This is a genomic window from Streptomyces fructofermentans (assembly GCF_014651055.1).
Taxonomy (GTDB): Bacteria; Actinomycetota; Actinomycetes; order Streptomycetales; family Streptomycetaceae; genus Streptomyces; species Streptomyces fructofermentans.
Genome location: NZ_BMWD01000005.1, coordinates 178,998 through 204,687, shown reverse-complemented (window position 1 = coordinate 204,687; position 25,690 = coordinate 178,998). Strand labels below are relative to the sequence as shown.

The window sequence follows — 25,690 nt, the reverse complement described above, 5'->3', positions numbered from 1 at the left end:
AGCGGCCCGCAACGCCCCCTATCCATGTGATCCATGTGATCCATGTGATCCGGGTGATCCGGGTGCCGGCCACGCGGTGACGTCGTACGGACGTGCCGCCGTCAGCCCCGTACGACGGTCCCGAAACGTACGTCGTGCGAGGGCGCGCCGCCGAGCACGGCCAGCGTCCGCTCCGCCTCCGCGACGACCTCGGCGCGCGCGCCACGGCTCAGACGGCCGAAGGGCTCGATCGTGATCACCGCCTCGTCCCGGGTCTCCTCCAGGCGCCACACCCCCTCCACGAACCCGTCGACGAGCAGCGTGCAGTAGGCCTGGTTTCCCTGCCAGGTACGGCCCTTGTAGTCGGGGGACACCACCCGTGAGCGGTCGGCGTGGGAGAGCAGGAGATTGTCGAACTCGGGCAGCAGCCGCGGCGGCGCGGGGGTGTCGGCGTCGGGCCGGGGAGCGTCCGGCAGGTCGAAGAGCTCGACGCCCGACTCGTCGCGGAAGGTGGCCAGTCGGGGCCGCAGCCGTTCGAAGACCTCCCGCAGCCGGGTCAGACCTGCCCAGGTCTGCATGTCCTTGACGGAGGCGGGCCCGAAGGCGGCGAGGTAGCGCAGCACGGTCGCGTCGGGAGCGGGCACGGGTTCGGCCGGGCGGCCGAGCCAGTGCTCGGCGGTGGTGAGCGCGACCTGCCCGCTGCGCCCCCACAGTCCGCGCGGGGTGACCTGGACGAGCGGCAGCCGGCAGCGGGCCGCGATGGACAGGGCCTGCGGGTCGGCGTCCGGCCACTCGGCGAGCAGCGCCTCGCGCAGCTGCTTCATGGTGCGCGGCTCGGCCTCGACCAGCTCGCGGCTGATGGAGGCGAGCCGGTCGAGGTCCACGCCGGCGAGTCCGGCGCGGAAGGCGTGCAGCTCCCGGTCGCGCGCGGCCTGCACGAGCGGCCGCAGCGTGAGGCAGTCGTCGGCGGTGTGGGTGTGGATGGTGGAGCGCATGGTGACGATGCGGACGACCTCGCGGGCGGCCATCGGGGCCGACAGGTCCTCGGGGGCGAAGCCGTCCAGCCGGGCGGCGAGCGCGTAGTACGGCGGCTTGACGTTCTGCGCCTGGAGGCCGACGAGGTGCGAGACGGCGTCCGTCGCGGACAGCGCGGAGCGGCGCAGCAGGAGCTGGCGGTCGAGGGTCGCCCGGTTCAGCTCGCGGACGCTCAGCACGGGGGCGGTCGAGGTCTTCGTCATGCTCCGCACGGTAGCGGGGCTTGCGGACAGCCTTTGTCCGCAACCCGTCGGATTCCGGTGCCTGTCCGCCCCGCGCCGGGCGCCCGCGCCATTTGACCCGTATATCCTGCCCGTGATCGGCAAGACTGACGTTCGACACGGAGGCAGCCGCGATGCCGGAGCGCCGAGCCCGCCCCGTACCCCCCGGCAAACCCGGCCGGAAGTCGGTGTGGCGGCGCACCGGGGGTCCGGCGGCACCACCGCCGGTCGATCCCCCGGCGCCCGAGCCGACCGCCGCGGACCCGGTTCCGCCCGAGCCGGGCAGCGTCGTGCAGGCGGCGCTCTACCGTGACGGCGTGCGGGTCGCGACGCCCGGCTCCCTGGCCGACACGTTCCGCGAGCTGCGAGAGCAGCCGGACCGCACGGCCTGGATCGGGCTGGCCCGTCCGACGGAGGACGAGATCCTCTCCCTGGCGGCCGAGTTCGACCTGCATCCGCTCGCCGTCGAGGACGCGATGGAGGCCCATCAGCGTCCGAAGCTGGAGCGGTACGGCGAGACGCTCTTCGTCGTCCTGCGCGCGGCCCGCTACCTCGACGCGTCCGAGGAGGTGGACTTCGGCGAGCTGCACGTCTTCGTCGGCCCCGACTTCCTGATCACGGTCCGCCACGGCGCCGCACCGGACCTGTCCGCGGTGCGCCACCGCATGGAGGGGACGCCGGAGCTGCTGAGGCTCGGCCCCGAGGCGGTCCTCTACGCCATCCTGGACTCCGTGGTGGACGGCTACGCGCCGGTGGTCGCCGGGGTCCAGAACGACATCGACGAGATCGAGACCGAGGTCTTCCGGGGCGAGCCGGAGGTCTCCCGCCGCATCTACGAACTCTCCCGCGAGATGGTCGAGTTCCAGCGCGCCACCCGCCCCCTGGTCGGCATGCTGCACGCCCTGATGGCGGGCTTCGCCAAGTACGGCACGGACGAGGAGCTCCAGCGCTACCTGCGCGACGTCGCGGACCACGTGACGCACACGAGCGAGCGCGTGGACGGCTTCCGCCAGGCCCTGGCGGACATCCTCACGGTGAACGCGACACTGGTGACGCAGCAGCAGAACGCGGAGATGCGGGCGCTCGCCGAGGCGGGCTTCGAGCAGAACGAGGAGATCAAGAAGATCTCGTCGTGGGCGGCCATCCTGTTCGCGCCGACGCTGGTCGGCACCATCTACGGCATGAACTTCGACCACATGCCGGAACTCCACTGGGTGCTCGGGTACCCCTTCGCGGTTCTGCTGATGGCGGGGGTCTGCACGAGCCTGTACGTCATCTTCAAGCGGCGGGACTGGTTGTAGGGGCGTGCCCGCGGCCTGCGGCACCGGGTGCGCGGCGAAGGGCCCCCGTGAGCGGGTGCTCGCGAGGGCCCTTCGTCGTGCCCCCTGCCGTGAAGGTTGAGAAGACGATCACGAGCAGGGCGTCCGGGGTGCCGGGCCCAGGTGTCAGGGCGCGAGGAGCAGGCTGTCGCCGCGCTCCTTGGCGGCGGCGTAACGCCGGGCCACGTCCTGCCAGTTAACGACGGCCCACATTGCGTCGACGAAGTCGACCTTCTGGTTCTTGTACTGGAGGTAGAAGGCGTGCTCCCAGGCGTCGAAGACCAGGATCGGCGTCGAGCCCTGGCCGACGTTGCCCTGGTGGTCGTAGACCTGCTCCACGATCAGCCGCCCGCTCAGGGGCTCGAAGGCGAGGACACCCCAGCCCGAACCCTGCGTCGTGGCGGCCGCCTTGGTGAGCTGGGCCTTGAAAGCGGCGAACGAGCCGAAGGACTCGGTGATCGCGTCCGCGAGGTCGCCCACCCCGTCGGCCGCCAGCGGCTCGCCGCCGCCGTCGCCGGTCATGTTGTGCCAGTAGATCGAGTGCAGGATGTGGCCGGAGAGATGGAAGGCCAGGCTCTTCTCCAGACCGTTGATCGCGCCCCACGACTCCTTGTCCCGCGCCTCGGCGAGCTGCTCCAGGGTGTCGTTCGCGCCCTTCACGTACGCCGCGTGGTGCTTGTCGTGGTGCAGCTCGACGATCTGGGGGTTGATGACCGGTTCGAGCGCCGCGTAGTCGTACGGAAGCTCCGGGAGCGTGTAGACCGCCATGTCCAACATCCTTCGACCTCGTTATTGCAACTCTTGCGCAGTTGCACATTAACAGCAAGAGGGCGCGGGTCGTCGGGAGCCGCCCCGAGGGCCGGGTGGTGCGCGGGGACGTACGCCCGTCCGGCGGTCGGTATGCTCGCGGCCGTGCCCGCCGCCCGCCCCCGGGACCCGTCGCCGCCGTGGCGGCCGCACGTGCCACGGACGTCAACGGATGAGCGAGAACACAGTGTTCGACTACGAGAAGGACGGCGCGGAGATCTACCGCCGGTCCTTTGCCACCATCCGCGCGGAGGCGGACCTCGCGGGGCTGCCCGCCGGGGTCGCCCAGGTCGCGGTCCGGATGATCCACGCCTGCGGGATGGTCGACCTCGTACGTGACCTCGCGTACTCCCCCGACGTGGTGACGCGGGCCCGTGAGGCCCTGCGTGCCGGGGCGCCCGTCCTGTGCGACGTCTCCATGGTGGCCAGTGGCGTGACCCGCGGGCGGCTGCCCGCGGGCAACGACGTGCTCTGCACGCTCTCCGACCCGGCCGTCCCGGACCTCGCGGCGAAGCTCGGCACCACCCGCAGCGCGGCCGCCCTGGAGCTGTGGCGGGACCGGATGGGGGGTGCCGTGGTCGCCGTCGGGAACGCGCCCACCGCGCTCTTCCGCCTGCTGGAGATGATCGAGGAGGGGGCGCCCCGGCCCGCCGCCGTGATCGGTGTCCCCGTCGGCTTCGTCGGAGCCGTCGAGTCCAAGGAGGCCCTGGCCGCGCACCGTTCGGGCCTGGACCACATCGTCGTGCACGGCCGCCGCGGCGGCAGCGCCATCGCCGCCGCCGCGATCAACGCCCTCGCGAGCGAGGACGAGTGAGGCGGGGGCGGTGAGCCGCGCGGGCGGTGAGTCGCGGCGGTAAGTCGCGGGCGGTGAGTCGCGGGCCGTCGGCCTCAGGCATGCGGGCGAGCCGCCGGGCTCCCCCGGTGGCGGGACGGATGGCCGACGGCCAGCGGCCGACCAGGCCGTCCAGGCCGCAGGCCGTACGCGGCACTCGGCACTCGGCACGCCAGCCCTCCTCCGTGAGCTGCGGGCGCGCCGGCAGCCCCCCGGTCGGCCGCGCCGCAGGCCAACGGCGGCGCTCGGCCGCGCCGCAGGGCGGCCGTCAACGACCGCCGACCCGCGATCGGCGGCCGGTGGCCGGTGGGACACGCGTCCGCGGCAGCCGGCCGCGCGCATCCCGGACCGCCACCCCGGCGGGACGCCGGCACCGCGCGCGGCCTCCGCCCAACGGGCCGTCAATCGCCGCAGGCGGCGCGAGGCCCCGGCCGACGGATACGGCCGGCGCGGCCAAGCGGCAGATGCGTGAGCGGCGCGACCGGGTCAGCGCCTTCCGTGCCACCACGGCGAATCCGGATCCGCCGGCGGCTCATGGTGCGTCCGCCTGAGCAGCAGCACGTCCAGACGCTCGACCCGTACCCGGAGTTCGGTGGCGGCCCTCGGCGGCAGGAGGAGCAGTGCCTCCTGCAGTTTGTCCCGGGCCCAGCCCTCGCCGCAGCAGGCGCAGGTGAACTCGTCCTCCCACGGCCTCCACCGGCGCCCGGAGCCGTGGACACGCGCGGACCACACGCTCAGGGCCACCGACACGACGCCCGGGGACAGCCGCTCCCGTTCGAGCACACGGACGGCGGCGTTCGCCGCCCCCGACAGGCCCGGGACATCGCGGTACCGGACCCAGGGGCTTCGCCAACCGCGTTCCCGCGCTCGGAGCGAGGCCGGTCGTCTACGTGGCACGGCCCCTTCGGAGATGAGTCATGGGCGGCATCCTCCCACGCCCCCGGACCGACCCACCAGGTCCTACCGGCCGGTGGGCCCGGGGCCGCCGCGGCCCCCGAGGAGGTCCAGGAGCCAGCGGGCCGCCTGCTCGGGGTCGGCCACGGCAGGCACGTCCTCGGGGACGGGCGGCCGCCGGACCACGACCACCGGCAGCCCCGCCTCGCGGGCCGCCGCAAGTTTGGGGGCCGTGGCCGCTCCCCCGCTGTCCTTCGTGACCACGACGTCCACACGGTGGCGGCGCAGCAGTTCGCGCTCCCCTTCGAGGGTGAAGGGGCCGCGGTCGAGCAGCACCTCCATGCGGGGCGGGTACGGGGCCTCGGGCGCTTCGACGGACCGTACGAGGAACCACAGGTCGTCCGGCCCGGGACGCGCGAAGGCCGCGAGCCCCGTCCGGCCGGTGGTGAGGAACACCCGCCTGCCCAGCCCGGGCAGCAGCGCCGCGGCCTCCTCCAGGGAGCCCGCCTCGTGCCACCGGTCACCCTCGCGGGGGACCCAGCCGGGGCGCCGCAGCGCGAGCAGGGGAACATGGGTGGCGGCGGCGGCCCGCGCCGCGTGGAAACCGATCGTCCCGGCGAAGGGGTGGGTGGCGTCGATGATCGCGTCCGCCCCGTGCTCCCGCAGCCACGCGGCGAGCCCCTCCGCCCCGCCGAACCCGCCGACGCGCACCCCGCCCGGGGGCAGCCGGGGGCCGGCGACCCGGCCGGCGAGGGAACTGGTCGTCCGCAGGCCGGGCACGCCGTGCAGCAGTTCCGCCAGACGCCGGGCCTCCGTGGTTCCGCCGAGTATCAGTACGTGCATGGGAGTCCGGGTCCGTTCATGAGTGGCGAGGCACACGGCGGCGGTGCGAAGGACGCGCCCGAGGCGCGGGGCGGTGGGGCGAAGGGCGCGCCCGAGGCGCGGGGCGGACGCACCGCCCAACTCAAGCACACTGGTCTGCGGCCCGGCTGGACCACCGGGGCCTGTGCGACGGCCGCGACGACGGCCGCGTACACCGCGCTGCTGACCGGGAGCTTTCCCGATCCGGTGGCCATCACCCTGCCCAAGGGGCAGACGCCGTCGTTCGCGCTGGCGGTCGAGGAACTGGCCGACGGGACCGCCACTGCGGGAATCGTGAAGGACGCCGGCGACGACCCCGACGTCACGCACGGCGCGCTGGTACGCGTGACCGTGCGACGGCTGCCCGCGGGTGCCGGGGTCGTCTTCCGGGCCGGGCCGGGCGTGGGCACGGTCACCCGTCCGGGCCTGCCGCTGCCCGTCGGCGAACCGGCGGTCAACCCCGTTCCGCGCCGGATGATGCGCGAGCACGTCGCCGAGGTCGCCGCCCGCCACGGAGGTACCGGCGACGTCGAGATCACCGTCTCCGTCGACCACGGCGAGGAGATCGCGCGCTCCACCTGGAACCCTCGGCTCGGCATCCTCGGCGGCCTCTCCATCCTGGGCACCACGGGGATCGTGGTGCCGTACTCGTGCTCGGCGTGGATCGACTCGATCCGGCGGGGTGTGGACGTGGCCCGCGCGGCCGGGCGCACGCACGTCGCCGGCTGCACCGGCTCGACCTCGGAGCGGACAGTCGTCGCCGAGTACGGGCTGCCCGAGGACGCCCTGCTGGACATGGGCGACTTCGCAGGCGCGGTCCTCAAGTACGTCCGCCGCCACCCGGTGGAGCGGCTGACGATCTGCGGCGGCTTCGCCAAGCTCTCCAAGCTCGCCGCCGGCCAACTGGACCTGCACTCAGGCCGCTCCCAGGTCGACAAGGGGTTCCTGGCCGAGCTGGCCCGGCGGGGCGGCGCCGACGACGCCCTGGCCGCCGGGGTGGCCGCCGCCAACACCGGCCTCGCCGCGCTCCAGTCGTGCCTGGCGTCCGGCGTGCCGCTCGGCGATCTGGTCGCGACGGCGGCGCGCGACGAGGCGCTGGGGGTGCTGCGGGGCGCGCCCGTCGCGGTCGACGTGATCTGCATCGACCGGGCCGGGACGGTGGTCGGTCGGAGCACGGTGGCCTGACGGCGGCCCCGGACCGTTCCGGGCCGCCCGGCCCAGGAATGGGACTCGGACCGGGTCTCGGACCGGATCTCGGACCCGGTCCTGGACCGGGTCCTGGACCGGGTCCTGGACCGGGTCCTGGACCGGACTCGCCCGGACTCGCCCGGACTCGCCCGGACTGTCCGGGACGAGCCGCTCGGACCCCGGTCCACGTATCCGGACCCGGACCCGGACCCGACGCCCGTGCCGCCGCCGTACGCACTCGGCCCCCGCCCGCCGCACGTCCCGGTGACACCGTCCCGCCCGCCGCACGTCCCGATGACACCGTCCCGCCCGCCGTACGTCCCGGTGACACCGTCCCGCCCACCGTGCCGCGGGTCCGGGCCTTCCGTGTCTACGATCACGGTGTGGCCCTCTTCCTGATCCGCCGTGACAGTGCCCTGGACGCCGTCGAGGCCTGGAGGCGGCTGACCGACTGGGAGCGGCACGCGGACGTCGTGCCGCTGACCCGGATCTCCGTCGTGACGGCGCCGCCGGTCGGGGTCGGGACCGTGTTCGTGGCCCGGACCGGTGTCGGGGCCGCCGGGTTCGACGACCCCATGGAGATCACCGTGTGGCGGCCTCCGGGCGGTTCCGCCGCCGGACTGTGCCGCCTGGTGAAGCGGGGCAGGACCGTCACCGGCTGGGCCGAGATCGAGGTGGGCGCCGGCCCGGGCGGGCGCGGCTCCCGGGTGGTCTGGCGGGAGGACGCGGGGGTGCGGGGGCTGCCGCGTGCCGCCGATCCCGTGGTGGCGCGGGCGGGGCGCCTCATGTTCGGTCGGGCGGTGGACCGCCTGCTGCGCGACTGACCCACGGAGCGTCCCCGAGCGCGGCCGAACTCCAGGCAGCCGCCCGCCGCCGCCACGTCCCGCTCGGCGGGACGGCTCCGGGCAGCGCCCCGTACCGCGTGGAGGCCGCCCGTCCCCTCCGCCCGCCGCAGGACGTCAGGGGGTCCACGCAGTCGAAAGTCTGTGGAACGGGGCGGGTCGCGGTTGCGAGACTGGGACCCATGAACGACATGGGGCGGTTCCGTCAGGCGGTCGTCGACTGGGCGGCGGGAGGTCCGGAGGCGGCGGACGCGGCCGTCGGCGCGGGGGAACTGGCCCGGGGGGTCGGGGTGCGCACGGTCGTCCTCGTCGAGGGCGGCAGCGACCTGGTGGCCGTCGAGGCGCTGGCCGCCCGGCACGGCCGGGACCTCGACGCGGAGGGCGTCGCGGTCGTACCGCTCGGGGGTGCGACGAACATCGCGCGGTTCGTGGACCTGTGCGGCCCCCGGGGGCTCGGCGTGCCGCTGGCGGGCCTCTGCGACCTCGGCGAGGAGCGGTTCTTCAGGCGCGCCCTGGAGCGCGCGGGCCTCGGCTCCGAACTGACGCGGGACGGGCTCGAATCGCTCGGCTTCTACGTGTGCGACGCGGACCTGGAGGACGAGTTGATCCGCTCGCTCGGCAGCGACCACGTACAGCGGGTCGTGGACGAGCAGGGCGAGTTGCGCTCGTTCCGCACCTTCCAGAACCAGCCCGCCCAGCGGGATCGGACCGTGGAGCAGCACCTCCGCAGGTTCATGGGCACCCACAGCGGACGCAAGGCCCAGTACGCGCGGGAACTCGTGGAGAGCCTGGACCTCGACCGGACGCCCCGGCCGCTGGACCGGCTGCTCGCCCGGGTCTGAGAGGGACCGAGAGGGACCGAGAGGCGCGGCTCGTGCGCCGCGTGTGTCAGGCCACCGAGCCGATGCGCCCCGCCGGCGGCGCGGCGAGGTCGTGGTGGATCGGGGTGTGCGCCCCGGTCAGCGCGGAGCCGCTGCCGCCGCGTCGCTCGGCGACGATCTGCGCGGCGATCGACAGGGCGGTCTCCTCCGGCGTGCGGGCTCCGAGGTCGAGGCCGATCGGCGACCTCAGCCGGGCCAACTCCATCTCGGTGACGCCGACTTCGCGCAGCCGTTCGTTGCGGTCGAGGTGGGTGCGGCGGGAGCCCATGGCTCCGACGTAGGCGACCGGCAGCCGCAGGGCGAGCCGCAGCAGCGGTACGTCGAACTTCGCGTCGTGGGTCAGCACGCACAGCACCGTGCGCCCGTCGACCTCCGTGCCCTCCAGGTACCGGTGCGGCCACTCCACCACGATCTCGTCGGCCTCGGGGAAGCGTGCCGCCGTGGCGAAGACGGGTCGCGCGTCGCACACCGTGACCCGGTGGCCGAGGAACTTCCCGACGCGGACCAGTGCCGACGCGAAGTCGATGGCACCGAACACGATCATGCGGGGCGGCGGGACGGAAGACTCGACCAGGACGGTGAGCGGTGCTCCACAGCGTGAGCCCCGCTCTCCGATCTCCAGGGTGCCGGTGCGGCCCGTGTCGAGCCGGGCACGCGCCTCGCCCGCCACCGTGCGGTCCAGCTCGGGATGGGCTCCGAAGCCGCCCTCGTACGAGCCGTCGGGGCGTATCAGCAGGGCGCGGCCGAGCAGTTCCGCGGGTCCGGAGACGACGCGCGCCAGCGCGGCCGCCTCGCCGCGGGCGGCGGCGGACAGCGCCGCCGCGACGACCCGGCGGCCGGGGTCGGCGGCGCGTACCGGAGTCACCAGGACCTCGATGGTCCCGCCGCACGTCAGGCCCACCGCGAAGGCGTCCTCGTCGCTGTACCCGAAGCGTTCGAGGACCGTCTCCCCGTCCTCCAGCGCCTGGCGGCACAGCTCGTACACGGCGCCCTCCACACAGCCGCCGGAGACCGAGCCGATCGCCGTGCCCTCCGTGTCGACGGCCAGCGCGGCGCCGGGCTGCCGGGGCGCGCTGCCCCCGACGGCCACCACCGTGGCCACGGCGAAGTCGCGTCCCCGCTCGACCCAGCGGTCCAGCTCCTCGGCGATGTCCAGCATCTCTCGGTCTCCTCACAGGGGTCGGGCGGACGGTGCGCACGGGGCGTCCGGTACGGGGTCCGCGGCAGTCGGCGGGCCGGGCGCCCGGCGGTTCTCCGGGCGCCCGGTGCGGGCGCTAGCGGACGCCCATCCAGCTCTCGATGGGGTTCAGGGCGAAGAAGACGAGGAAGACCGCCGTCAGGCCCCACATGAACGCCCCGATCTCCCGGGCCTTGCCCTGGGCGACCCTGATGGCGGCGTAGCTGATCACTCCGGCCGCCACGCCCGCCGTGATGGAGTACGTGAACGGCATGATCACGACGGTGAGGAAGACCGGGATCGCGGTGGCGCGGTCGGCCCAGTCCACGTGCCGGGCGTTCATCATCATCATGGCGCCGATCACCACCAGGGCGGCGGCGGCCACCTCACCGGGGACGATCGCCGTCAGCGGGGTGAAGAACAGGCAGGCGGCGAAGAACAGACCGGTGACCACCGAGGACAGACCCGTGCGGGCCCCCTCGCCGACACCCGTGGCCGACTCGACGAACACGGTCTGCCCGGAGGCCCCGGAGACGCCGCCGATCGCGCCGCCGGCCCCGTCGATGAACAGCGCCTTGGACAGGCCGGGCATCCGGCCCCTGTCGTCGGTGAGCCCGGCCTCGGTGCCGACGCCGATGATCGTGGCCATCGCGTCGAAGAAGCCCGCCAGGACGAGCGTGAAGACGATCATGCCCACCGTCATCGCGCCGACCTCGTCCCAGCCCCCGAACTCGACGTCGCCGAAGATCGAGAAGTCCGGCATGGAGACGGCGCCGCCGTGCAGTTCCGGCGCGCCGCTCGCCCACTGCTTCGGGTCGATGACGCCGAGGGTGTTGAGGACGACGGCGAGGACCGTGCCGGTGACGATGCCGACGAGGATGGCGCCCGGGACGCCCCTCGCCTGCAGCATGAAGATCAGGAGCAGGGTCGCGGCGAAGAGCAGGACCGGCCAGCCGGCGAGTTCGCCGTGCGGGCCGAGGGACACGGGGGTCGCCTCGCCCCGGTGGACGAAGCCCGCCTTCACCAGGCCGATCAGCGCGACGAACAGCCCGATGCCCATGGTGATCGCGTGCTTGAGCGCCAGCGGGATCGCGTTCATGATCATCTCGCGCAGCCCGGTGACCACCAGGAGCATGATCACCACGCCGTACAGCACGCACATGCCCATGGCCTGCGGCCAGGTCATCTGCGGCGCGACCTGCGAGGCGAGGACGCCGGACACGGAGAGTCCGGCGGCCAGGGCGAGCGGCACCTTGCCGAAGAAGCCCATCAGGAGCGTGGAGAGGGCCGCCGCGAACGCGGTCGCGGTGATCAGGGCCTTCTGGCCGAGCGTGTCACCGGCGGCGTCCTTGCCGGAGAGGATGAGCGGGTTGAGCAGCAGGATGTACGCCATCGCCATGAAGGTGGTGGTGCCGCCGCGCACCTCGCGAGCGACGGAGCTGCCCCGCGGGGATATGTGAAAGTAGCGGTCGAGCCAGGACCGGCCGGCCGGGGCACGGGTACCCGTGCCCGCGTCCTCCGCGGCGGTCTTCGGCTCCAGGGACTGCTGGGTCATGTGGGCCTACTCCCAAGGTTCAAAGGGGCACCCGCGGCAGGCCCGAGGGCCGCTCGACCGCCGTGGCGGTTGCGGGATTTGGGAAGGTGCTTCGGCCGCACGACCCGGGGGACGGCCCGAGACGAACGATCAGGTTCCGTTGCCGGATGCGGTGTCTCCCCCACTGGTGGGGGCCGGGTGCCGTGAGCGGTACGGGCCCGGGTGCTCCGGGCGGCGCCGGCGGTGACGTTCGTGGCGCCGCCCGGAGAGTTCTACGCCGTGCCGGTGAGGTGCTCCGGCCTCACCGGTGTGCGGTCGAGCCGCAGGCCCGTCGCGTTCCGGATCGCCGCGAGGACGGCCGGGGTCGACGACAGGGTGGGGGCCTCGCCGATGCCGCGGAGTCCGTACGGCGCGTGGTCGTCGGCGAGTTCGAGCACGTCGACCGGGATGGTGGGCGTGTCGAGGATCGTGGGGATCAGGTAGTCGGTGAAAGACGGGTTCCTGACCTTCGCCGTCACGGGGTCGACGATGATCTCCTCCATGACCGCGATGCCCAGGCCCTGGATCGTGCCGCCCTGGATCTGGCCGACGACGGACAGCGGGTTGAGCGCCTTGCCGACGTCCTGGGCACAGGCCAGTTCGATGACCTTCACCAGCCCCAGTTCGGTGTCCACCTCGACGACGGCCCGGTGGGCCGCGAAGGAGTACTGGACGTGCCCGAAGCCCTGACCGGTGCGCAGGTCGAAGGGCTCGGTCGGCCGGTGCCGCCACTCCTCCTCGACCTCGACGCTCTCGCCGTCGAGCACGTCCACCAGTCCGGCCAGCACCTCGCCGCCGTCGGTGACGACCTTGCCGCCCTCCAGGAGCAGTTCAGCCGTCGCCCAGGCCGGGTGGTAGGTGCCGAACTTGCGGCGCCCGATCTCCAGGACCTTCTCCCGGACGAGTTCGCAGGCGTTCTTCACGGCGCCGCCGGTGACATACGTCTGGCGCGAGGCCGAGGTCGAACCGGCGGACCCCACCCGCGTGTCGGCGGGCTGGATCGTCACCTGGGCGACCCCCAGCTCGGTGCGGGCGATCTGCGCGTGGACGGTGACACCGCCCTGGCCCACCTCGGCCATGGCGGTGTGCACGGTGACGACGGGCTCGCCGCCGGCGACCTCCATGCGGACCCGGGCGGTCGAGTAGTCGTCGAAGCCCTCGGAGAAGCCGACGTTCTTGATGCCGACGGCGTAGCCGACACCCCGGACGACGCTCTCGCCGTGCGTGGTGTTGGACAGGCCGCCGGGCAGCTGGCGCACGTCCGCGCCCTCGGAGCTCTCCCACTGGCGCTCGGGCGGCAGCGGCATCGCCTTGACGCGGCGCAGGAGTTCGGCGACCGGCGCGGGCGAGTCGACCGGCTGTCCGGTCGGCATGACCGTGCCCTGGGACATCGCGTTGAGCCTGCGGAACTCGACCCGGTCCATACCCACCTTGTCGGCGAGCTTGTCCATCTGCGCCTCGTACGCGAAGCACGCCTGGACCGCGCCGAAGCCGCGCATGGCGCCGCAGGGCGGGTTGTTGGAGTAGAGCGCGAGGGCCTCGATGTCGACGTCGTCGAGCACATAGGGGCCGACGGACAGGGACGCGGCGTTGCCGACGACGGCCGGGGACGCGGAGGCGTACGCGCCGCCGTCCAGGACGATCCGGCACTTCATGTGCGTGAGCCGGCCGTCCTTCGTCGCCCCGTGCTCGTAGTGGAGTTTCGCGGGGTGGCGGTGGACGTGCCCGAAGAAGGACTCGAAGCGGTTGTAGACGATCTTGACCGGCTTGCCGGTGCGCAGCGCCAGCAGGCAGGCGTGGATCTGCATCGACAGGTCCTCGCGGCCGCCGAAGGCACCGCCGACGCCGGAGAGCGTCATCCGGACCTTGTCCTCGGGCAGCCCCAGCACCGGGGCGATCTGCCGCAGGTCGGAGTGCAGCCACTGGGTGGCGACGTAGAGGTCGACGCCGCCGTCCTCTGCGGGTACGGCGAGGCCGGACTCGGGGCCCAGGAACGCCTGGTCCTGCATGCCGAAGGTGTACTCGCCCTCGACGACGAAGTCGGCGCGTTCCCGGGCGGCCGCGACGTCGCCGCGCACGATGGGCTGGCGGTGCACGATGTTGGGGTGCGGGACGTGGCCGACGTGGTGGTCGTCGCGGTTCTCGTGGACGAGGACCGCGTCCGGGGCGGTCGCCGACGCCTCGTCCGTGACGACCGGCAGCTCCCTGTACTCCACCTTGATCCTGGCGGCGGCGCGGCGCGCGGTCTCCGGGTGGTCGGCGGCGACGATCGCGACGGGCTCGCCGTGGTGGCGCACCTTTCCGTGCGCGAGGACCGGGGTGTCCTGGATCTCCAGGCCGTAGTTCCGCACGTCCGTGGGCAGGTCGTCGTACGTCAGGACCGCGTACACGCCGGCCTGTGCGAGGGCCTCGGAGGTGTCGATGGACACGATCTCCGCGTGGGCCACGGGAGAGCGCAGGATCTGGCCCCACAGCATGTCCTCGTGCCACATGTCGGACGAGTACGCGAACTCGCCGGTGACCTTGAGCGTGCCGTCCGGGCGGAGCGTGGACTCGCCGACGCCGCCCCGGGTCTGCGAGCCCTGGGTGAGCTTGGTGGGGGTGCCGACGGGGGCGCCGCCCTGCCGGGCCGAGGCCGCCGGGATGGGTTTCGCGGACATGGTCAGACCACCTCTCCCTGCCGGGCGGCCGCGAGGCGGACCGCGTCCATGATCTTCTCGTAGCCGGTGCAGCGGCACAGGTTGCCCGACAGCGCCTCGCGGATGTCCGCGTCGGTGGGGGTCGGGTTGCGCTCCAGCATCTCGTCGGCGGCGACCAGCAGGCCCGGGGTGCAGAAACCGCACTGGACGGCGCCGGCGTCGATGAACGCCTGCTGGATCGGGGAGAGTTCGGTTCCCTCGCCGGTCTGCGAGTCGGTGCCGCGGGCACTCCAGTCCTGGGCGTCCCGCACAGAGGTGCCGTCTTCGGCCCGGGCGCCGTCCGGGGACGGGCCGCCGCAGGCTCCGGGGGCGCAACCCCCTTGCGCGGCACGCTGTTTGGCGTAGTCGGCGAGACCCTCGACCGTGACGACCTCTCGTCCCTCGACCTGCCCGGCCGCGACCAGGCAGGAGCAGACCGGGACGCCGTCGAGGCGGACCGTGCACGAACCGCACTCGCCCTGCTCGCACGCGTTCTTGGAGCCGGGCAGGCCGAGGCGCTCGCGCAGGACGTACAGCAGGGACTCGCCCTCCCACACGTCGTCGGCCTCCTGGCGACGGCCGTTGACCGTGAAATTGACACGCATTACGCGACACTCCCCTTCCGATGCGCCCGGCCGTCCGTGCCGCGGTACGACTCCCAGGTCCATGTCAGCGTGCGGCGGGCCATCACGCCCACCGCGTGGCGGCGGTAGCTCGCCGTGCCCCGTACGTCGTCGATCGGGTTGCAGGCGGCGGCGCACAGTTCGGCGAACTGCTTCGCGACGGAAGGGGTGATGATCCTCCCGTTGTCCCAGAAGCCGCCCTCGTCGAGCGCCGCGTTCAGGAACTCCTCCGCCGTACGCGCCCTGACCGGCGTGGGCGCGGCCGAGCCGATGCCGGTGCGGACCGTGCGGGTGTCGGGGTGCAGGGCCAGGCCGAAGGCGCAGACCGCGATCACCATGGCGTTGCGGGTGCCGACCTTGGAGTACTGCTGCGGCCCGTCCGCCTTCCTGACGTGGACGGCCCTGATCAGCTCGTCGGCGGCCAGGGCGTTGCGCTTCACGCCGGTGTAGAAGTCGTCGATCGGGATGAGCCGGGAGCCCCGTACGGACTCGACCTCCACCTCGGCGCCCGCCGCGAGGAGGGCGGGGTGGGCGTCGCCGGCCGGGGAGGCGGTGCCGAGGTTGCCGCCGACCCCGCCGCGGTTGCGGATCTGCGGGGAGGCCACGGTGTGGGAGGCCAGGGCCAGGCCGGGCAGTTCGCCGCGCAGGTTCTCCATGACGGCGGTGTAGGGGACCGAGGCGCCCAGGCGGACGGACTCCTCGCCGACCTCCCACTCGCCCAGCTCGCCGACACGGTTCAGGTCCAGCAGGTACTCGGGCCGGCGGTGGTCGAAGTTGATCTCGACCATCACGTCGGTGCCACCGGCAATCGGCACAGCGGTGGGGTGCTCGGCCTTCGCGGCGAGCACCTCCTCCCAGCTGGCCGGGCGAAGGAAGTCCATGACCGGCTCTCTTCTTCGTCTCGTGGATGGTTCTGATCAAGCCAGTTCGTGTGCGGCGGGCCCGGCTCGTTCATGAGTTGTTCACGTGGAGTGACGTCAGTACACAGCGCCGTACCGCACCTGGGTCAGTCACCGAAACCATGAAGGAGTTGGCTGGCCAACGCACCCATCTTGTAGATTCGTATGAACGGAGGTCATCGGCAACCTCCCCGCTTTCCTCCGGAAACACCACGCACAGCCCCGGGGCCGCCGCGAGCACCGTTCGCGAAGGCCCAGGACACGGGCCGCCCGGGCCGGGACCACCGTCCGCCGGGCACCGTGGTCCGGCTCGCGGGGCCGGGACCCGCGCACCGGGCTCCGCCCTTCGGCCCTCCCGATCCATCGTAGATTTCGAGACAGAACGGCGGCGACGAGAATGCGGCTGCGCGCACTGCTGGACACCGACGCGCTGGGCCTGCGGCTCCTCGGCGGCGAGGACGAGCTGGACCGCACCGTGCGCGGTGTGATGACCACGGACCTGCGGGACCCCAGCCGCTACCTCTCCGGCGGCGAGCTGGTGCTCACCGGGCTCGCCTGGCGCCGTGACGCCGCCGACTCGGAACCCTTCGTACGGCTCCTCGCGGGCGCCGGGGTGACCGCGCTCGCCGCGGGCGAGGCCGAGCTGGGCCCGGTCCCCGACGACCTCGTGAGCGCCTGCTCGCGGCACCGGCTGCCGCTGTTCGCGGTCAACGAGTCGGTGGCCTTCGCGACGATCACCGAGCACGTGGTGCGGCAGGTGTCCGGCGAGCGGGCCGGGGACCTGGCGGCCGTCGTCGACCGGCACCGCCGGATGATGACCTCCGGCCCGGCGGGCGGCGGCCCCGACGTGGTCCTGGACCTGCTCGGCTCCGACCTGGACCTGCGGGCCTGGGTGCTCTCCCCCGCCGGCCGCCTGATCGCGGGCTCGCACCTCGCGGAGCCGGACCTGCCCGGCGGGGTGTGCGCCGCCCTGGCGGGCGAGCACCTGGCCGCGGCCCGCACCGGCCGGCGGGGGCCCCACCGGGCGACGCTGGACGGCACGACGTACTCGCTGTTCCCGATCGGCGGCGGCGGACGCGCGGCGGCGGGCGCCCGCGACGTGCGCGAGAGCGTCCTGTCGGACTGGGTGCTCGCCGTCGAGGCGGACGCGGGCGACTGGCCCGAGGAGCGGCTCGACCTCCTGGAGGGCGTCACCCAGCTGATCGCCGTCGAACGGGACCGGCGGGACGCGGCGCGCACGGTGCGCAGACGGCTCGCCCAGGAGGTCCTGGAACTGGTCCAGACCGGTGCGGCGCCCGCGGAGATCGCGGCGCGGCTGCGGGTCGCGGCCCCGGTGCTGCTGCCCGGTCTCGGCGCCGCCCCGCACTGGCAGGTCGTGGTGGCCCGCGTCGAATGGGACGGCGGGGAGGTCGAGGGCGGTCCGGTGGCCCAGTCGCTGCTGGAGGAGATCCTCGTCGACCCCCGGTCCTCGGGACCCGAGCCGTCCGACCGGATCGCGGTCGCCCACACGGGCGACGAGGCCATCGCCCTCGTACCCCTGCCGGCGGTGTCCTCGGAGCACGACGGCTCGGAGACCGGTCTGCTGGCGGACGCGCTGCTGGAAGCCGTACGCGCCCCGCTGTCGGCGGGTCTCGGCGACGACGGGCGGCTCACTCTCGGGGTCAGCGCGTCCGTGCACTCCGCGGAAGGACTGCGCGGCGCCCTGGAGGAGGCCAGACACGCCCGCCGGGTGGCCGCGGCGCGGTCCGGACGGGTCTGCGCGGCCGGGCACCAGGAGCTGGCGTCCCACGTGCTGCTCCTGCCGTTCGTCCCGGACGACGTGCGCCGCGCCTTCACGGCCCGGCTCCTCGACCCGCTGCGCGACTACGACCGCCGCCATCGCGCCGAACTGATCCCGACGCTGGAGGCCTTCCTCGACTGCGACGGCTCCTGGACACGGTGCGCGGCCCGGCTCCACCTGCACGTCAACACGCTGCGCTACCGGGTGGGACGCATCGAGCAGTTGACGAGTCGCGATCTTTCGCGCCTGGAGGACAAGCTGGACTTCTTCCTCGCGCTGCGCATGAGCTGAGGTCACAGGGTCGCCGGACGGCGGGCACCAAGTGCGGCCTCTGTCCCCCGACTTTGTGAAATCCTTCACCCACCCCCTTGGCCGGGCGAGCGGATTCGTGCTGAGATGCCGCCACCACTCAACAGCTCAATGGTGTGCTCGGGGAGGGCAACGTGGCGTATTCCGCCATGTCTGGTTACGGAACTGCTGCCGGGGACGACCCACTCCAGATCGCGGTGTGGCGGTTGCGCTCGCGCGCCTGCTGGGCGGACGCGGCCGCGCTCCTGGAACCACGCACGCCGGGATTCGCGCTCCAGCGGGCCTCGCTCCTCGTCGAACGGTGTCTCTACACCGAACAGGGGTGGGCCGAGGCGGAGGACGCGCTGCGCACGGCGGAGGCGCTGGCCCGCAGCGACGACGAGCGGGGGGCGGCGGCGTGCGAACGCGGCCAACTGGCCTACGCCGCCACGCTGCTCGCGGTGCGCGACCGGGCCGACGAGGCACGGGCAGCGCTCGGCCGGGCGGCGGCGCTGATCGCGCCGGGCGCTCCCGGGCGGGCCCTGCTCGACTTCCGGCGCGGGCTGCTCGCCGAGAACCTGGCCCACTCCCCGCAGGCGGCCCGCGCGGCCTACCGCCGCGCGCACGCCGGCGCCACGGCCCAGGACGACCCCCTGCTGCTCTCCTGCACCTGGCGCCATCTCGCCGGACTGGCCCTGCGCGAGGGCGAGTCGGCGGAGGCCCGGCACGGCTTCGCGGAATCCCTGCGCATCCGCGAGGAGTTGGGCTACCTCGTCGGCACGGCTCCGGCGCTCGCCTCGCTGGCGGACGCGGAGAGCGAGCCCGAGGCGGGACGGCTGCGGGCCGAGGCGGGGCGGCTGTTCCGGCTCCTGGGAGGCGTACCCACGTGGCTGGGGGCCCAGTTGGCCCCGCCGGCGGCCACGGCCTGACCCCGAGCGCCCCGCCGGCCCTGCCGGGCCCTCGGTCCGCCGGTTGACATCGGCGGGGCGGGGCGCGGGGCGGAAAGGGCCGGAACTCCCCCGTCGCGCTGTCGGCCCGTCGGCCCGTCGGAGGCTGCGTGCGAGGCGCGGTGGGCGGGGCGGGCTCCGGTCGGCAGCGCGGCCCGGGCGGGCGCGTACCGCTAGCAGTCCGTGAAGTGCGCGTGCACGACGGACTGCACGGCGGGCAGGTCCTGGGCCGTCAACGCGTCCAGGAGCGCGCTGTGCTGGGCCGCGTCGGCCAGCAGGTCGGCACGGCGGCGGGAGGCCGGCGCGCCGGCGAGGGGCCACTGGGCGCGGCGGTGCAGTTCGTCGGCGATCCGGACCAGTTGGCGGTTGCCCGCGAGGGCGAGCAGCGCCCCGTGGAAGGCCCGGTCCGACTCGGCGTAGCGCCCCCGGTCGCCGCACGCCGCGGCGGCGGTCGTGGCCTCGGCGAGGGGGCGCAGCTCGGCCCAGCAGGACGCGGAGACCGTGCGGGCGAGGCGGAGTATCACGGGCACCTCGACCAGGGCCCGTATCTCGGCCAGCTCGGCCAGTTCGCGGGCGCCGCGCCGCACGACGCGGAAGCCCCGGTTCGGGACGACCTCCACGGCACCCTCGATCGCGAGCTGCTGCATGGCCTCGCGCACCGGGGTCGCCGAGACGCCGAAGCGCTCGCCGAGGACGGGCGCGGAGTACACCTCGCCGGGGGCCAGGTCGCCGCCGACCAGCGCGGCCCGGAGCGCGTCGAGTATCTGGCCCCGGACGGAGGCGCGCTGGATCACCGGCCGGGGGGCGGCGGACACGGCGGGCACGCCGGTGGCGCTCCCGTGCGTCAGGCGCGGCCGGGGGATCGGCGCCTCGCTGTGCGTGTGCTCGCCGCGGGCCGTGCGCTCGGGAGGCCCGGCCGCCGCGGCCGCGCCGCTCGGCACAGCGCCCGCGCCGGGCCCGGGGGCGCGTACCGCGGGCCGCTCCCGGCCCGCGCCGCCCGCGCGGAACTGCGGCGGTACGCGCGGCGCGGGTGTGCCCGGCCCCGCTTCGGAGGGGTCGCCTGCGGAGCCGTACGCCTCGCGCGAACCGGCCTTCTCCACGGGATCCTCCTGCGGGGGTGGGCAGTGTGATGGGTGTGCGGGCGGGGTCCGGAGCAGCCCCGACAGAACAGGGTAAACCTCGACCCGGTCGGGTAAGGTAAGCCTTACCTGCGAACGATCGTGAATCGGGGTTCCCGCATGTCCGCTCCCACCGTGTCCGGAGCCGCGCCCGGCGGCGTCGTGCGTCCCGTCGGCCCGGTCCTCACGGCGGCGTACACGCGGATGACCGAGGTGCTGCCCGGCCTCGGCGTGACGGAGCTGGGGCCCGACGATCCGGCTCCGACGGGCGGCGGGCACTTCCCGGCGGCCGGACTCGCCGCGGGCGGTGCCGCCCTCGACGCGTTCCTGGCGTGGGACGACGCGCAGGTGCTCGCGGACCACGGACAGCGCGCCCGGCCCGATGTGGTGGCGGCCTTCGGGCTGCACCGGTACGCGTGGCCGGTCTGCCTGCTGATCACGGTGCCGTGGTTCCTGCTGCGCCGCGTCCCCCGCCTGCCGGTGGGGGACGTCACGTTCCAGCGCATGCCCGGCCGCGTCTCCGTCCGCGTCGGAGAGTTCGCCTGCCTGCCCGACGACCCGGCCGCGGCTCTGCCGGGCGCCCGCGTGGTGCCGGACGAGGAGGCCCTGCGCGCGGCCGTGCGCGCCTCCGTGGCCGAACACCTGGAGCCGCTCCTCGGCGCGTTCGGGCCCCGGATGCGGCGGCGGGGCCGGGCCCTGTGGGGCATGGCGACCGACGAGGTGGTCGAGAGCCTCTGGTACGTCGCCGGGCTGCTCGGCGAGGAGCGGCGCGCGGCGGCCGAGCTGGAGCTGCTGATGCCGGGCACGGCCAAGCCGTACGTGGGCTCGGCCGCGTTCCGCGAGGTGGCCGGTCCGAACGGCGAGTGCCTGCCGACCCGGGACCGGGCCAGTTGCTGCTTCTACTACACGCTCGACCCCGAGGACACCTGCGCCAACTGCCCCCGCAACTCCGAGGCGGTCCGCGTGGCGAAGCTGACGGCGGAGGCCGCGGCGGCCTGAGGCACCGCCGCGCGGCGTCCGGCCGCCCCGGCCGGGGCGCCCCGGCCCGCCGAGAACGCGGGAGCGCCGGCGGTGCGCGACCCTGCGGGGGGCCGGCCCGATTCGGACTGGGTCGGCCCGGGCGTCCCGGCCCGACGGGAGCCCAGGAGCGCCCGCGGTGCGGGGGTCGGCCCGAATCCGGACCGGGGTCGACCTGGGTGCGACCGAGGCCCTCCCCGGGTTCGGGCCGCCGGGAACGCGGGACCGCCCGCGGCGCACGGCCCTGCCGGGACTTCGGCCGAGGGACGGCCGGATTCGGACCGGGTCGGCCCGGATTCGGCCGGGGCGGGGCCCAGCCGAGGCCCGGCCCGGATTCGGGCCGCCGAGAACCCGGGACCGCCCGCGGCGCACGGCCCTGCCGGGACTCCGGCCGAGGGACGGCCGGATTCGGACTGGGTCGGCCCGGGTTCGGACTGAGGTCGGCCGGGGCGGGGCCAGGGCGTCCCGGCCCGCCGGGAGCGCAGGACTGTCCGCGGCGCGTGGCCCTGCCGAGGCGCGGCCCGGGGGTCGGACCGGATTCGGGCCGGATTCGGGCCGGGGTCGACCGGGGCCCCGGTCCACGTGCGGCCGTAGGTGCCGGTCCGTGTCGGGGGCCCCGACGGCGGGCCCCCGCCTGCCGTGGCCGACACTTTGGTCACAGTCGCTTCACGAAATCCTCACCAGCCGCAAGAGCTTTCCGTGGAACCACCCGTACGGGTAATCTAACTCGAACTCAACTCCCGCTCCTCGCGCGGCAGTTCGAGCAGATCGCCGCCCTCACGCATCCTCTTGCACTCCCTTGGCGGCCTCTTGCCCCGAAACCCCCTGAGGACCTACGGGATTGGGCCACTATGGCGGGCGTTACGCCCTATCCCAATGCAAGGGACCCCAGATGAGACTGACCGACATATCGCTGAACTGGCTGCTTCCGGGCGCCGTGCTGCTCCTGGGCTTGCTGGCGGCGGTTGCGGTGCTCGCGCGAGGCAAGCGCGCCGGGGAGAAAGCGAGTTCCGACGACTCGTGGGAGCGCAGCGAGGAGCGCCGCAGGCGCAAGGAGGCGATCTACGGCACCGCTTCCTACGTCCTGCTCTTCTGCTGTGCGGCGGTGGCGGCGGCCCTGTCGTTCCACGGCCTGGTCGGCTTCGGCGAGCAGAACCTGAATCTCTCCGGCGGCTGGCAGTACCTGGTGCCGTTCGGCCTGGACGGCGCGGCCATGTTCTGCTCCGTGCTCGCGGTCCGCGAGGCGAGCCACGGTGACGCGGCCCTCGGCTCCCGGATACTCGTGTGGACCTTCGCGGCCGCGGCCGCGTGGTTCAACTGGGTGCACGCCCCGCGGGGTCTCGACCACGCGGGTGCCCCGCACTTCTTCGCCGGCATGTCCCTGTCGGCCGCGGTGCTGTTCGACCGCGCGCTGAAGCAGACGCGCCGCGCCGCCCTGCGCGAGCAGGGCCTGGTCCCCCGTCCGCTGCCGCAGATCCGGATCGTCCGCTGGCTGCGGGCTCCGCGCGAGACGTTCGGCGCCTGGTCGCTGATGCTCCTGGAGGGTGTGCGCACCCTGGACGAGGCGGTGGAGGAGGTCCGCGAGGACAAGCGTGAGAAGGAGCTGAACCGTCAGCGCCGTCGCGACCAGGAGAAGCTGGACCGCGCGCGGCTCAAGGCGATCACCCGCGGGCACCGCGGACTGACCGGTCGCGGCAGGCAGGCCGAGCTGCCCGCGGCGACATCCGCGCAGGTCTCCTCGGAGCCTGCCATATCGCCCGACATCCCCGTGCGCGCCCGCCCCTCGCTGCAGCCCGTCCGGCGCGGTGGCGAGTCGATGACGGTCGATCTCACCGCGGAGGACGACACAATGGCCCTACCGCGACTCGACTCCCTTGAGCGCAAGCTGAAGGACCTGGAGCAGCAGTTCGGCTGAGCGGGAATCCGGGGGCCCGGGCGGCCACCACCCCGACGGGGGCGCGGCGTTCACGCCGCGCCCCCGTCCAGTTCGAACCACACCGCCTTCCCCACTCCGTGCGCCCTGACTCCCCAGGCGTCCGCGAGGGACTGCACCAGGACGAGGCCTCTGCCGTGCGTACCGTCGTCGGCGTTCGGTACCCGCAGTATCGGCCTGCGTCCCACGAAGTCCCGCACTTCCACGCGGAGTCCGCGTGGACCGACCGTCGCGGTCAGCAGTGCGTCGTGGTCGGTGTGGATGAGCGCGTTGGTGACGAGCTCGCTGGTCAGCAGTTCCGCCACCTCGGACCTGCCGGGCCTGCCCCAGTGGGCGAGCATCTCCCTCAGTGCCCTGCGGACCTCGGGCACCGCCCGGAGATCGGCCCGCCCCAGCCTGCGCCTGAGCTGGGAGAAGCCGTGCCGTCCGGTCGTCCCGTCCGCCGGGTCCTCCCTCGTCTTGGTCAGTTTCACCCTCTTCGACGAGAAGGCCCCGGATATCACGGGACCGCCTCCTCGTGCCTGCCTCTTCATGACCCCCGCCCTGCGCGCGCCGTCGGTATCCCTCCTGCTCGAACACGTTCACGGAATGCATGCCCCCCGCCGGAACGCGGCAGTCATGCCGAATCGGGCACGGTCCGGAGCACCGTCGTGACCGGACAGGGGGCGCCCGGGGACGCCGTGGACCGGACGGCCCCGCCCGGTCGGAGCCCGAAGCGGCCGCGCGCTTCACGGCAGCGCCCCACCCGGCCGAACTCCCGTCCCACGGGGCCGGGTTCGCCCACCGCGACCGGCCCGGACCGACTGTGCCTCCGGCGCGGCCCACCGGCATGTGCGGGCCCTTGCGTGCCCTCCGCGCGGCGCGCACTGCCCACGCTGGGAGCGCCTCCACCGCGCGAAATGCCTGCTCGCCGGGGGGCCGCACGGAACCGGACGCGTGCCGCTGACCGGCGCGGGGTCATGGAGCGGCAGGGGTGCGCCACCCGTCCCGGCGGACCCGAAGTCCGGTGCCGGGCAGGGGAAACAGCGGTCCGGCGCGAGGGAACACCCCCCGGGGCGCCCGTACCCGTGGAGCAACGGCCCGCGCGCAGCGCGCCGACCGGCCGGGACGGACCGCGTGCCCGAACGCGGGCCTCCGCCCGGCTCCCCGGTACGGGCACGGTCACCGCGCCTACGCCCGCCGCCCGGACGGGACCACTGACGATGGTCCCGACCGCCCATCGCCGTCTGCCGATCCGGCCGTACGCGCGCAGGCCGTGCGCCGAGACGCGGCTCCTGCCGGGGGCGCCGGCCGGGTCGGACGGTACGCGCCCGGCCGGTGGCGGCCGGTCCTGCGCCGGTGGTCCGGCATCCCCGTCCCGGGGCCGGTGGACCCGCAGGTACGGACCCTGACATCCGTCAGGACCCCCGGGGCCGCCGCTCTCCTAGGCTCCGAACGGCCCGTTCGCGGGCCGGGTACGCCGGATTCACCCTCGCGCAGCCCGGCGGCCCCGCACAAGCCCCGGCGGCGCGCGTCCGCGCCGCCGTCCGGCACCGTCCGAAGCCCGACGTCCGACCGGAGCGGTCCAGGCAGCCGCCGGGCCCGCCCGGTCCCCAGGGGAGTCAACGCCATGCACCGCATCGCACGCCGGCCCGGGACGGGGGGACGCGTCTGGAGAGCGCTCCTCGCGTCCGCCGCCGCCCTGCTGGTCCTGACCACCGGCGCATCCGCGCCGGCCACCGCCGCCGTCCGGGTGCCCGACGGCGTCATCGCCGGGGTCGCCGTCTTCGACCGGCAGACCGGGACCTTCACCGAACAGCTCGACTCGAGCGCGAAGTTCAGGTCCGCCTCCGTCGTCAAACTGCTGATCGCCCTGGACTACCTGCTCGGCCGCGCGCCGACGTACTCCGTACCGGCCGCCGACCGGGCCCGTCTGGAACCCATGCTGCGCGGGAGCGACGACGCGGCCGCCAACCACTACTGGTCCGCGAACGGCGGTTCCGGGATCGTCCGGCGGATGATCGACGAGGTGGGGCTGACCGACACCGACCCGCCGCCCGCCGGGCAGGAGGGCTTCTGGGGCTACACCGCGCTGTCCGCCCGCGACACGGTGAGGATCTACCGCTACCTCCTGGAGACCGCGCCGGCTCCCGTCCGCGAATTCGTGATGGGCAACCTGCGCCAGTCCACGCGCTGCGCGACCGACGGCTACGACCAGCACTTCGGCATCGCCGGCGCCTTCGACCGCCCGTGGGCCGTCAAGCAGGGCTGGGCGGGCTCCTCGTTCCCGGCGGGCACCTGCACGACGGGTGCCTCCTCGGCGGGCACCTCCTCGGCGGCGAGCGGACGCTCGCCCGCGTCCGACGCCGCGCCGGACGCCCCGGCCCTGGACCTGACCCGTCCCGCCCTGCACAGCACCGGAACCGTGGGCTCGGGCGACCGGACCATCGTGGCCGTCCTGACGCTCCATCCCGTCGGCACGTCGTACGGGAAGGCCTACACCGACATCGGCAGGCTGACCCGCTCGCTGAACGTGCCCGGCGGGACGGCTCCGGCCGGCACCTGGTTCGGAACCTGGAGCGATCACGTGAACGTCCGCCGGGACCCGTCCACGGGCAACCCTCCGATCACCCAACTGCCCGCCGGGGTGGAGGTCCTGGTGGGCTGCCAGCGCAAGGGGCAGGCCGTGTCGGTGCCGCCGTACGACAACGACTGGTGGGCCTACCTGCCCCAGTACGGCGGCTACATCTCGAACATCTACGTCAGCTCGCCCGAGAACAAGCTGCCGAACGTGCCGGAGTGCTCCGGGTCGTGACCCG

At 74.2% G+C, this 25,690-nt stretch carries 21 protein-coding genes; 10 read left to right on the top strand and 11 right to left on the bottom strand.

What is annotated here, in order from left to right; genetic code table 11:
* Positions 1-101: 101 nt before the first annotated feature.
* On the bottom strand, positions 102-1,217 hold the full coding sequence (locus IE265_RS09530) for a winged helix DNA-binding domain-containing protein (RefSeq protein WP_190034979.1): 1,116 nt from the start codon (positions 1,215-1,217) through the stop codon (positions 102-104).
* Between the two features lie 152 nt (positions 1,218-1,369).
* Between IE265_RS09530 and IE265_RS09525 the strand changes: the two genes are divergently transcribed.
* The gene (locus tag IE265_RS09525; protein WP_190034978.1) at positions 1,370-2,536 is read left to right on the top strand and encodes a magnesium and cobalt transport protein CorA; all 1,167 of its coding nucleotides are present in this window, start codon (positions 1,370-1,372) and stop codon (positions 2,534-2,536) included.
* 144 nt (positions 2,537-2,680) lie between these two features.
* On the opposite strand, the gene IE265_RS09520 is transcribed toward IE265_RS09525, so the two are convergent.
* Positions 2,681-3,322 (bottom strand): superoxide dismutase, encoded by a 642-nt coding sequence (locus IE265_RS09520; protein WP_190034977.1) that lies wholly within the window; start codon positions 3,320-3,322, stop codon positions 2,681-2,683.
* A 211-nt stretch (positions 3,323-3,533) separates the two neighbouring features.
* On the opposite strand from IE265_RS09520, the gene IE265_RS09515 reads away from it, so the two are divergent.
* Positions 3,534-4,175 carry a precorrin-8X methylmutase gene (locus tag IE265_RS09515; RefSeq protein ID WP_190034976.1) on the top strand — a complete coding sequence of 214 codons (642 nt, stop codon included), beginning with the start codon at positions 3,534-3,536 and terminating at the stop codon, positions 4,173-4,175.
* A gap of 504 nt (positions 4,176-4,679) precedes the next feature.
* Here the strand turns inward: IE265_RS09515 and IE265_RS09510 are convergent.
* Both IE265_RS09510 and IE265_RS09505 read right to left on the bottom strand, forming a co-directional pair.
* The gene (locus IE265_RS09510) at positions 4,680-5,090 is read right to left on the bottom strand and encodes a hypothetical protein (RefSeq protein ID WP_190034975.1); all 411 of its coding nucleotides are present in this window, start codon (positions 5,088-5,090) and stop codon (positions 4,680-4,682) included.
* Between the two features lie 63 nt (positions 5,091-5,153).
* Positions 5,154-5,930: a cobalt-precorrin-6A reductase gene (locus IE265_RS09505; RefSeq protein ID WP_190034974.1), complete on the bottom strand. Its 777-nt coding sequence runs from the start codon at positions 5,928-5,930 to the stop codon at positions 5,154-5,156.
* Between the two features lie 18 nt (positions 5,931-5,948).
* Between IE265_RS09505 and IE265_RS09500 the strand changes: the two genes are divergently transcribed.
* The 3 genes from IE265_RS09500 (at position 5,949) to IE265_RS09490 (ending at position 8,820) form a co-directional block, all read left to right on the top strand.
* Positions 5,949-7,133, top strand: a complete 1,185-nt coding sequence (locus IE265_RS09500; RefSeq protein WP_190034973.1) for a cobalt-precorrin-5B (C(1))-methyltransferase — start codon at positions 5,949-5,951, stop codon at positions 7,131-7,133.
* Positions 7,134-7,519: 386 nt separating this feature from the next.
* Positions 7,520-7,960: an SRPBCC family protein gene (locus IE265_RS09495; RefSeq protein WP_190034972.1), complete on the top strand. Its 441-nt coding sequence runs from the start codon at positions 7,520-7,522 to the stop codon at positions 7,958-7,960.
* A gap of 200 nt (positions 7,961-8,160) precedes the next feature.
* Entirely contained in the window at positions 8,161-8,820 is a 660-nt protein-coding gene (locus IE265_RS09490; protein WP_190034971.1) for an ATP-dependent endonuclease, read from the top strand.
* A gap of 46 nt (positions 8,821-8,866) precedes the next feature.
* On the opposite strand, the gene IE265_RS09485 is transcribed toward IE265_RS09490, so the two are convergent.
* The 5 genes from IE265_RS09485 to IE265_RS09465 all read right to left on the bottom strand — a co-directional run bounded on the left by IE265_RS09485 (position 8,867) and on the right by IE265_RS09465 (position 15,791).
* A complete protein-coding gene (locus IE265_RS09485; RefSeq protein ID WP_190034970.1) occupies positions 8,867-10,018 on the bottom strand; it encodes an XdhC family protein in 1,152 nt (383 codons plus the stop codon).
* Between the two features lie 115 nt (positions 10,019-10,133).
* Complete coding sequence (locus IE265_RS09480) at positions 10,134-11,591, bottom strand: NCS2 family permease (protein ID WP_190034969.1); 1,458 nt, start codon at positions 11,589-11,591, stop codon at positions 10,134-10,136.
* A 251-nt stretch (positions 11,592-11,842) separates the two neighbouring features.
* The gene (locus tag IE265_RS09475; RefSeq protein ID WP_190034968.1) at positions 11,843-14,269 is read right to left on the bottom strand and encodes a xanthine dehydrogenase family protein molybdopterin-binding subunit; all 2,427 of its coding nucleotides are present in this window, start codon (positions 14,267-14,269) and stop codon (positions 11,843-11,845) included.
* 2 nt (positions 14,270-14,271) lie between these two features.
* Positions 14,272-14,892: a (2Fe-2S)-binding protein gene (locus IE265_RS09470; protein WP_190034967.1), complete on the bottom strand. Its 621-nt coding sequence runs from the start codon at positions 14,890-14,892 to the stop codon at positions 14,272-14,274.
* The gene (locus IE265_RS09465; RefSeq protein WP_190034966.1) at positions 14,892-15,791 is read right to left on the bottom strand and encodes an FAD binding domain-containing protein; all 900 of its coding nucleotides are present in this window, start codon (positions 15,789-15,791) and stop codon (positions 14,892-14,894) included. Before IE265_RS09465 ends, IE265_RS09470 begins: the two co-directional genes overlap by 1 nt.
* 415 nt (positions 15,792-16,206) lie before the next feature.
* On the opposite strand from IE265_RS09465, the gene IE265_RS09460 reads away from it, so the two are divergent.
* Both IE265_RS09460 and IE265_RS09455 read left to right on the top strand, forming a co-directional pair.
* Complete coding sequence (locus tag IE265_RS09460; RefSeq protein WP_190034965.1) at positions 16,207-17,880, top strand: PucR family transcriptional regulator; 1,674 nt, start codon at positions 16,207-16,209, stop codon at positions 17,878-17,880.
* 152 nt (positions 17,881-18,032) lie between these two features.
* On the top strand, positions 18,033-18,806 hold the full coding sequence (locus IE265_RS09455) for a hypothetical protein (protein ID WP_190034964.1): 774 nt from the start codon (positions 18,033-18,035) through the stop codon (positions 18,804-18,806).
* Between the two features lie 191 nt (positions 18,807-18,997).
* Here the strand turns inward: IE265_RS09455 and IE265_RS09450 are convergent, their stop codons facing one another.
* Entirely contained in the window at positions 18,998-19,924 is a 927-nt protein-coding gene (locus IE265_RS09450) for a GntR family transcriptional regulator (protein ID WP_190034963.1), read from the bottom strand.
* Between the two features lie 138 nt (positions 19,925-20,062).
* Here IE265_RS09450 and IE265_RS09445 point away from each other — a divergent pair, with 138 nt between their 5' ends.
* Together IE265_RS09445 and IE265_RS09440 are read left to right on the top strand one after the other, a co-directional pair.
* A complete protein-coding gene (locus IE265_RS09445) occupies positions 20,063-20,941 on the top strand; it encodes a (2Fe-2S)-binding protein (RefSeq protein ID WP_190034962.1) in 879 nt (292 codons plus the stop codon).
* Between the two features lie 910 nt (positions 20,942-21,851).
* Positions 21,852-22,874, top strand: coding sequence for a DUF2637 domain-containing protein (locus tag IE265_RS09440; protein WP_190034961.1), 1,023 nt, complete (start codon positions 21,852-21,854; stop codon positions 22,872-22,874).
* Between the two features lie 50 nt (positions 22,875-22,924).
* Here the strand turns inward: IE265_RS09440 and IE265_RS09435 are convergent, their stop codons facing one another.
* Positions 22,925-23,425 carry an ATP-binding protein gene (locus IE265_RS09435; RefSeq protein ID WP_190034960.1) on the bottom strand — a complete coding sequence of 167 codons (501 nt, stop codon included), beginning with the start codon at positions 23,423-23,425 and terminating at the stop codon, positions 22,925-22,927.
* A gap of 1,076 nt (positions 23,426-24,501) precedes the next feature.
* Between IE265_RS09435 and IE265_RS09430 the strand changes: the two genes are divergently transcribed.
* The gene (locus IE265_RS09430) at positions 24,502-25,686 is read left to right on the top strand and encodes an SH3 domain-containing protein (protein ID WP_190034959.1); all 1,185 of its coding nucleotides are present in this window, start codon (positions 24,502-24,504) and stop codon (positions 25,684-25,686) included.
* Positions 25,687-25,690 lie beyond the last annotated feature (4 nt).